At 51.0% G+C, this 8,414-nt stretch carries 8 protein-coding genes; 2 read left to right on the top strand and 6 right to left on the bottom strand.

Going from position 1 to position 8,414, the window contains the following annotated elements:
• Positions 1 to 242: 242 nt before the first annotated feature.
• Positions 243 to 1,334: a saccharopine dehydrogenase family protein gene (locus IE092_RS15525; protein ID WP_189358104.1), complete on the bottom strand. Its 1,092-nt coding sequence runs from the start codon at positions 1,332 to 1,334 to the stop codon at positions 243 to 245.
• A gap of 138 nt (positions 1,335 to 1,472) precedes the next feature.
• Here IE092_RS15525 and IE092_RS15520 point away from each other — a divergent pair, with 138 nt between their 5' ends.
• Positions 1,473 to 1,919: an Lrp/AsnC family transcriptional regulator gene (locus IE092_RS15520; RefSeq protein WP_189358103.1), complete on the top strand. Its 447-nt coding sequence runs from the start codon at positions 1,473 to 1,475 to the stop codon at positions 1,917 to 1,919.
• 39 nt (positions 1,920 to 1,958) lie between these two features.
• Here the strand turns inward: IE092_RS15520 and IE092_RS15515 are convergent, their stop codons facing one another.
• Positions 1,959 to 2,159 (bottom strand): hypothetical protein, encoded by a 201-nt coding sequence (locus IE092_RS15515; RefSeq protein WP_189358102.1) that lies wholly within the window; start codon positions 2,157 to 2,159, stop codon positions 1,959 to 1,961.
• A 200-nt stretch (positions 2,160 to 2,359) separates the two neighbouring features.
• A complete protein-coding gene (locus tag IE092_RS15510) occupies positions 2,360 to 2,644 on the bottom strand; it encodes a hypothetical protein (protein ID WP_189358101.1) in 285 nt (94 codons plus the stop codon).
• Positions 2,645 to 2,911: 267 nt separating this feature from the next.
• On the opposite strand from IE092_RS15510, the gene IE092_RS15505 reads away from it, so the two are divergent.
• Positions 2,912 to 4,699 carry a prolyl oligopeptidase family protein gene (locus tag IE092_RS15505; RefSeq protein WP_189358100.1) on the top strand — a complete coding sequence of 596 codons (1,788 nt, stop codon included), beginning with the start codon at positions 2,912 to 2,914 and terminating at the stop codon, positions 4,697 to 4,699.
• 23 nt (positions 4,700 to 4,722) lie between these two features.
• Here the strand turns inward: IE092_RS15505 and IE092_RS15500 are convergent, their stop codons facing one another.
• From IE092_RS15500 to kbl, 3 genes are read right to left on the bottom strand one after another with little or no spacing between them, the layout of a single operon-like run.
• Positions 4,723 to 6,102, bottom strand: a complete 1,380-nt coding sequence (locus IE092_RS15500) for an L-serine ammonia-lyase (RefSeq protein WP_189358099.1) — start codon at positions 6,100 to 6,102, stop codon at positions 4,723 to 4,725.
• 44 nt (positions 6,103 to 6,146) lie between these two features.
• Complete coding sequence (locus IE092_RS15495; protein WP_189358098.1) at positions 6,147 to 7,118, bottom strand: NAD-dependent epimerase/dehydratase family protein; 972 nt, start codon at positions 7,116 to 7,118, stop codon at positions 6,147 to 6,149.
• 42 nt (positions 7,119 to 7,160) lie between these two features.
• The gene (gene kbl / locus IE092_RS15490) at positions 7,161 to 8,366 is read right to left on the bottom strand and encodes a glycine C-acetyltransferase (RefSeq protein ID WP_189358097.1); all 1,206 of its coding nucleotides are present in this window, start codon (positions 8,364 to 8,366) and stop codon (positions 7,161 to 7,163) included.
• Positions 8,367 to 8,414 lie beyond the last annotated feature (48 nt).

Below are 8,414 nucleotides of genomic sequence, written 5' to 3'. Positions count from 1 at the left end.
TGTGCGCGGCTGATGCGTTCAGTCACTTGCGCTGGTGTGTCAGCACGCAGGCTGGCCATGGTGCTGCCGGAAATCGGGGAAATGCTGTGGATGTCGTTACCGAGGTACTTGCTGAGATCCATGCCGAGTTTTTCAGCAATGTTTGAAAGCGTGGATTTATCCATGATGTTTTATTCCGCTAAATCAAAAAACGGCGGGAAGTTCTCCCGCCGGCAAACAATCAGAATAGCATTATCTGAAGATTAATTTGCGTAGTACTGACCGAAGCGGTTAGACAGGAAATCTTTCAGATCGGTTTGTTCCTGACGTACCAGCCCGTGTTGCGGGAGTTTGCCGGTGACCACCAGATCAACCATAGCGCAGATTCCGGACGCAGTAGTCAGTTGAATGGCTGAAAGCAGCTGACCATTGACTTCCTGAGCGTAGATTTTCTTCGCGTAGGATTCTTGCTCCAGACGACCGTCACGCATACCGACTACGCTGACAAATACCAGAACAACGTCCTGTTTCGTCATCGGAATTGCAGTTTCCATGACTTCCTTCAGGATTGGACGGCGCTCGAGTTTACCCAGTTGCAGATCGCGAATCAGCATTTTGACGATATCGCGATGACCAGGGTAGCGAACAGTTTTGTAATTCAGGTTCTGGACTTTTCCTTCCAGGCTTTCGCACAGAGTTCCCAGGCCACCAGAGGTATTGAATGCTTCGTAATCGATACCGTCCAGCGAGAAATGTTCGATTTCTTCCAGCGCTGCAGTTTCACGTAACTCACCGTCGACAATCGCTTCGCATGGATTGCAGTACTCATTAATCAGACCATCGGTGCTCCATGTCAGATTGTATTTGAGGGCATTGTTCGGGAAGGTTGGCAGCGCGCCAACACGCATGCTGACGTCGCGCAGCGTATCAAAGCGTTTTGCAACATCGTTGGCAACGATAGAAATAAAACCAGGTGCCAGTCCGCACTGCGGGACAAAGGCACAATCTGCGTCTTCAGCGAGTTGCTTTACAACGCGTGTACTCTCGACATCCTCTGTCAGGTCAAAATAATGCGAGTTCGCACGTTTTGCGGCGCCTGCAATAACAGGTGTCAGGAAATATGGGCATGCAGACAATGTAACTTTGTGGCCCTTAATTAATTCTGTGACTGCTTCCTGATCTCCGAGATCCGCTTTTACTGTACGCACATTCGGAAAGCCTGCTTTTTGTACATAACTCAGACGTTCTTCGTCACGGTCAGCAACGGTAATTTCGTAATCGCCGGTATGGGACAGCAGATTCAGAATTGCATCGCCAATTTTGCCTGCACCCAGCAGTATCAGTTTTGTTGCCATGATTTGTCTCCTTTGATTGTTGTTTTGCTGCTCAGTTGACAGTCTATGGCGAAGTTTTGTCAGATAATAGAGCGCATATTATCGTCATATTGGAAGTCAATAAGACAAAACGACTGATCTTCACTACATATTGTCAAAATGAAGCCCGAGCTTGATGAGATTGATAACAAAGTAATGGCGTTGCTGATGGATAATGCGCGCCTGCCGGTCACTAGTATTGCGAGGCAGGTTGGTATCGCACGTACCACAGTAATCGCGCGGATTGCTGCATTGGAAAAGCGCGGAATAATTGCTGGGTACGGGGTTCGTCTGAATCAGAAAATGGTACAGCCTGCGGTTCGGGCCTATGTCGGGCTTTCTGTAGAGGCGAGATACGCAGCATCGCTGATCCGCTTTTTACAGCAGTTACCGGAAGCAGAAACCCTTTGTGCGGTAAGTGGTGCGATCGATTACATGCTGACTCTGCGTTGCGATACAACCGAGACTTTGGACCGGTTGTTAGATCAGATTGGCGCTATGGATGGTGTGAGGCAAACTTCAACATCGATCATTCTGAGTAAGCGAATAGATCGGGGATCGTTGTGAAACAATAAAGCCGGCGAATTTGCCGGCTTTTGATTTGCTTCAGGAGTTCGGAGTGCTCTTGATTTGTGCTTTTTTGTCGAAAGGCAGGGATTTTTTGGCGCCGCTGTCGCCAAAATGCACATTCGATTGCTGAAGAATTTGCAGGTGAACTGAAGCGCGGTCCAGTCCCGAACGGTCCAGTGTGGATTGTGATTGCGCTGTGGCACTGGCACTTGCATTGTCCTGAGTCGTATCACTCATAACTTTGTCGGGCTGCCCTTGTTGCATGGATGCAGATGTGATGGCGAATGCATCAGTGCTGCAAACTATGCCAAAAGCCATTACGCCGCTTAAACAAATTGTTCTGAAAGGTGTAAACATGATTGCCTGCAAACAAAAAGAGACAAACTGGTTAGACTGCAACGGAAACGATAAAAGTTTATCGCGCCAAATGGATACTGCTAAACAAGAATGCCTTTGCGCAACGTGCGGACAGCATCCGGTTTGGTGGACTGGGGTGTGGGAATGTTGTCGGTTTTATCAGATTTGGACTTTTTTCCGTCGCTGACCGGAACCCCGGATTTCCCCGCATTCTTACCGGCATCGATATTTGCAGATTGCGCAAATTCAGGAATATTGAATGGTATCAGACTATTCCAGAGCCGAAAGGCAACACCAACCGCAATAGTAGCAGCAATTAATGTATTGGTTAACACCGCATTCACAGTTTTCGGTACAGTTTGCATAATTGTTACTTTCCCTAGTAACCAAAATTGGGCAGAAATGTTAGCAATCTCCTATGTTGGATGCGATGAACTTGCGATAAAACGCAGGAACAGATGTTCGAAGCGCGAAATTCAAAGATGAAACGAAAGATTAAATTGCATAAGTGCTGCTTTCTTATTGCTTCGCTGACTGTCGTTTTAATGTCAGCCGGAGCGCAGACAATAGCCTCATTGCAGGTACCGGCTCCGTTGACCTCTGCCGGTTTGCCACCCGGAAGCGACCCGTTTGTGAAAATCGTACAAAAGAACCTGCCAGAAGTGTCGAAATACTGGCGTGAGCAACAGGCATACGGAATGGCGATACTGGCGCGGTTACCGGCAGAGCATGCCCTTGACGCCATTCGTAGCAGGGCGCCGGAGCAGGGCTTTCAGTCTGTAGTGGCGATGAATGCCGATGCTGCATATTTTTCTGAGCGTGGTACTGACAACCGGGCGCGGATTGTGCGGCGCGAGTTTGAAACTGGTAAAGAGTCCGTTGTCTGGGTGGCTCGTGATCAGCGCTGGCCCGTAAAAATTAGCCTGTCCTCCGACAAAAAGCGTGCTGCAATTCTGTTGTCCGGGATAAATGCTGATGTTTTACTGATTACTGTGACTGAATCTGATGCAGAGCCATTAACGCTGAAAGATGCTGATGTACGCACTGCAATGCTGTGGGTGAATGGCGGTTCGTCATTTGTTTATCAGCCGCGCCGCGATTCACGGCTTTCGCAGGAATTGCATTTTATTCAGCTTGAGAAAAATGATCGGGTACCGAAGGTCATTAAGCGCTGGGATTATCATCAGGATTCGAAGGTGACGGTTGTTGCCTCACAGAGTTCGAAAAGTGCGCTGACCTGGGTTGAGTCAGATGCAGATGGCCGGATTTTGAATATACATTCAGCCAGTATTGGTGCGCTTGAAAAGAATACGCCAGTCTGGAGTCGGCAAAAGGCACCTGCCGGAAAAATCCTGCGGTTGCAGGCGGATCAGAGTACTTTCCTGGTGTTGGAAAATGGTCAGCGTCAGGTTTGGGAAGTTTCCGGAACACCGCGAAAAGTCTGGCAGGATGAACTCACCAAAACGCCTCTTGTTTACGCTGTTGATGGAAAGAATTTCTGGATAAATGACGCAGGCGGCGACATGGTGCGCATCTCTGCAGAAGGCAAGAAAACGCAAAAATTGTCATTACCGGACGCTTATCGGCCGGACCTCGCGCTTCCGGTGAACGATCGTGTTGCTGTATTCGCGCATAACAAAGACGGGGCGGAGGGCTGGGTGTTTTTGCAGGATGGCAGATCCGCGGAGTGGTTGCAGTTACCGTCGGTTTCCACTGACGTGTTTATGTCTGAATGGCGCGGACGGCAAGTATGGCAAAAGCATAAAACAGCAGGAATGCGCATTCTGACAGCGTCGGATCTGGAGCTTGACGGTAAGCAGCCGGTATTGCTGACGACTCAGATGATTGCTGATGCAGGCATGCCGCCGGTATGGCGAGGCTGGCTTAAAAAGGGGGGCGTTATTGCACAACTTGATCTCAGAAAAGTCAGCAGCGGTGCCACGCTTTCCGTGATGGATGAGGCGGTGGAATGGCTGAAACATGAGGGATTTGGCGCTTCCGGTGTCGTTATCTATGCTGTCAGCGATCAGCAACTGGTAATGGAATATCTGTTGCGTATGCCCGGTAAAATTACCGCCGCTTATGTTAGTGGATTGCCGGATACGAGATTGCAGACCGGTAAAGTGGTCGGAGCTGGTAAGTCGCGTGAAACTGCCAGAGGCGATTTATATGACTTGCTTCGCAGGGAAACTGCTTACCCCGGATTGTGGCTGGACAGCGCGGGAGCAGTCGACGCATCTGAGCACCTGAAGCTGGTTGGCGCGATGCAATTGCTGACTAAGGGTGTTCGGCCGCAATTCTGGACTCAGGGAACATTGGCAGAGAAGTCATCGGAAAACGGCCAAGCTGGAATTCTGGCGTTTTTATTATGGCAAACGGGTGGACTGAGCCTGAAGTCAGTGCCACCCGCGACGAAGTGAATTTGCTGATTGGCGGTGTGATGTCAGCAGGCAGCGTAGTTGACTGTCACCACATGCACAGCAAGTCCGCCCAGCGAAGTTTCTTTGTATTTGGCCTGCATGTCAGCGCCAGTCTGACGCATGGTTTCAATCACTTCGTCCAGAGAAACTTTGTGGTTGCCATCGCCGCGCAAAGCAAGTGAAGCAGCGGTAATCGCTTTTACAGCGCCCATACCGTTACGCTCGATACAAGGAATTTGTACCAGGCCACCAATCGGGTCGCAGGTCATACCCAGATGATGTTCAATGCCGATCTCAGCGGCTGCTTCGATCTGATCATTGGTTCCGCCTAAAGCTGCCGCCAGACCCGCTGCTGCCATAGCGCAGGCGACGCCGACTTCACCCTGGCATCCGATTTCCGCGCCGGAAATCGACGCATTCTTTTTACACAGCATACCGATCGCCGATGCTGCCAGCAGGAAATTGCGGACACCTTGTTGCGGGTTGCTTGGTTTGCAGTCTTCTGCATAGTAGCGCAGTACGGCAGGAATAATGCCTGCAGCGCCGTTAGTCGGCGCGGTAACGACACGTCCGCCGGCTGCATTTTCTTCGTTAACCGCCATCGCATACAGGCTCACACGATGCATACCGTCATGTGGTAAAACGTCGGTGGATTCATTTGCTGCCTGCCAGAGTTTTGCAGCGCGGCGTTGTACTTTCAAACCACCAGGCAGTTCGCCTGTCATTTGCAAACCGCGTGCGATACAACCCTTCATCACAGCCCAGATTCTGTCGAGACCGGCATCCAGTTCTTCTTCAGAGCAATGCACCAGTTCATTTGCACGCAGCATAGCTGTCAGTGACAAACCTGTACGTTTGCCGTGGGCCAGCAGATCTGCCATGGTGGCGAACGGATAAGGAACCGGTTTGCTGTCAGTGCTGACTTTGTCGTTGCTGGACAGTTCTGCTTCGGTGTAAATAAAGCCACCGCCGGTAGAGTAAAACACTTGTTCATGCACTGAACCGTCCTGACGGGTCAGCGTCAGTTTCATGCCGTTCGGGTGTCCCGGCAGCACTTCCTGCATGTGCCAGATAATATCGGTCGCAGGGTTGAAACTGATTGTGTATTCACCGAGCAGGCGCATCTGGTGAGTGTCGGACAAACGTGTAAGCTTGTCTTCGACGGTATCGGGTGCGACGTCCTGAGGTGTTTCACCCATCAGACCGAGCAATACCGCTTTGTCGGTCGCGTGACCGGAACCGGTCAGCGCGAGCGAACCATACAATGCTGCCTGCACTTTGGTGACATTCTGCAAATTACCGGCTTCGACCAGAAACCGGCGCGCTGCCACCATAGGGCCGACAGTATGGGAACTGGATGGACCCACGCCTATCTTAAATAAATCAAACACACGCATGTCCATCGTTTGTCACCTCTCTGTTGTTATGGTTTGGTTGTTTACGCTGCTTATGCAGCTTTGGTCTGATCCTCCGGTGTAACACGAATGTTTTGCAACATGCTTGTTACCAGTGCGTCCAGACCGATTTCCGCTTTCCAGCCCCAGTCTTTGCCTGCCTGACTGTCATCCAGACTCTGAGGCCAGGATGCGGCGATTGCCTGACGGCTGTCGGGAGCGTAGTGTATTTGAAATTCCGGTAAATTTTGTTTGATTGCTGCAGCCAGTTCGCGTGGATTAAAGCTCAAACCGGCAACATTGTACGAAGAACGTACGGTCAGTTGGTCCGCTGGAGCATCCATCAGACTAACGGTTGCACGGATGGCGTCAGGCATATAAATCATTGGCAAAGTTGTTTCTGCTTCCAGGAAACAGCTGTAGGCCTCACCGCGCAGGGCAGAATGGAAAATCGCAATCGCGTAATCCGTTGTGCCACCACCCGGAGGCGATTTGAAACTGATGATGCCCGGATAGCGGATAGAGCGCACATCAACGCCGTATTTCTCGAAGTAGTATTCGCACAGACGTTCACCGGCCAGTTTGCTGATGCCGTACATCGTGTTCGGATCCATCACGGTGTATTGCGGCGTGTTGACTTGCGGTGTGTTCGGGCCGAACGCAGCGATGGAAGAAGGCCAGAATACTTTCAGTGGTTTGCCTGCTTCTTTGCGTACACGGGCGATTTCCAGAATATTCAGCAAACCGTCCATGTTCAGTTCCCACGCTTTCAGCGGGGCTTTTTCGCCGGTTGCGGACAGCAGTGCTGCCAGCTGGTATACCTGCGTTACCTGATACTGATCGATGACTGCATTCAGACGTTCTGCATTCAGTACGTCAACGACTTCGTAGATTGCTGCGCCGTATACATTGTTTGCGCTGATGTCTGCAGCGATCACGTTCTCCGCGCCGTGACGCGCAGCCAGTGTTTCCACCAGCTCACTGCCGATCTGGCCGTTTGCGCCGATTACCAGAATTTTTTCCATGAGAAACCTTTCACCTGAATATTGTATTTTTAAATATTTAAATTATTTAATCAGACCCAGTTCGCGGCCGGCCTGTGCAAAGGCAGCCAGTACTTTGTCGAGTTGTTCTTTGGTATGTGCAGCAGACAATTGGGTGCGCACACGTGCCTGACCCATCGGTACAACCGGATAGAAGAAGCCGGTCACCAGTACGCCCAGCTCATTCAGGCGGGCAGCAAAGCGTTGTGCCAGCGGCGCATCAAACAGCATCACAGGAACAACCGGATGCGTACCAGGTTTGATGGTGAAGCCCAGGGCTTCGATTTCGCGGCGGAAGTAGTCAGTGTTTTCCTGCAAGCGGTCACGCAGTTCAGTTGAGCCGGACAGACGTTTCAGAACAGCCAGCGATGCACCGGCAATAGAAGGTGCCAGGCTGTTGGAGAACAGGTAAGGGCGGGATTTCTGACGCAGAGTTTCGATCACTTCTTTACGACCTGCGGTGAAACCACCCATTGCGCCGCCCAGTGCTTTACCCAGTGTGCCGGTGATGATGTCGATACGGCCCATCACATTGTGGTGTTCGTGTGTGCCGCGGCCGGTTTTGCCCATAAAGCCGGAAGCATGGCATTCATCGATCATGATCAATGCATCATATTTATCAGCCAGTGCGACGATTTTATCCAACTGGGCAATCGTGCCGTCCATGGAGAAGCAACCGTCAGTCACGATGATGCGGTGACGTTTGTCTTGTGCAGCCTGCAATTGTGTTTCCAGATCTGCCATATCGTTGTGGGCGTAACGGAAGCGGGCTGCTTTACACAGGCGGATACCGTCGATGATGGATGCGTGGTTCAGTGCGTCAGAAATGATGGCATCGTTTTCGTCGAACAGTGGTTCAAACACGCCGCCGTTTGCATCAAAGGCTGCTGCGTACAAAATACAGTCTTCCACGCCCAGAAATTCGGCAATAGCTTTTTCCAGTTCTTTATGCACGGTTTGTGTGCCGCAGATGAAGCGCACGGAAGACAAGCCGTAGCCGAATTCTTCCGTTGCTTTGATCGCAGCCTGTACAGTTTCTTCTTCGCCGGACAAACCCAGATAGTTGTTTGCACACATATTGATCAGCTCACGACCATCAGGTGCGCGTACAACCGCACCCTGACGGGAAGCAATCACACGTTCCGGCTTGAACAAGCCTTGTTCGCGCAACTGGTCGAGATTCACGTTCAGTTTGCTGAAAAATTGTTTTCTGGATGCTTGTGTGCTCATGTTTGTCTCCGTCGGGTCTGCTGTTTGCGGGTTGTGCTGCTAAACTGT

It is taken from the genome of Cognatundibacterium squillarum (assembly GCF_014652435.1).
Taxonomy (GTDB): domain Bacteria; phylum Pseudomonadota; class Gammaproteobacteria; order Burkholderiales; family Burkholderiaceae_D; genus Undibacterium; species Undibacterium squillarum.
Note: the sequence above shows the minus strand (reverse complement) of the source record. Positions and strands in the feature narration are given on the sequence as shown.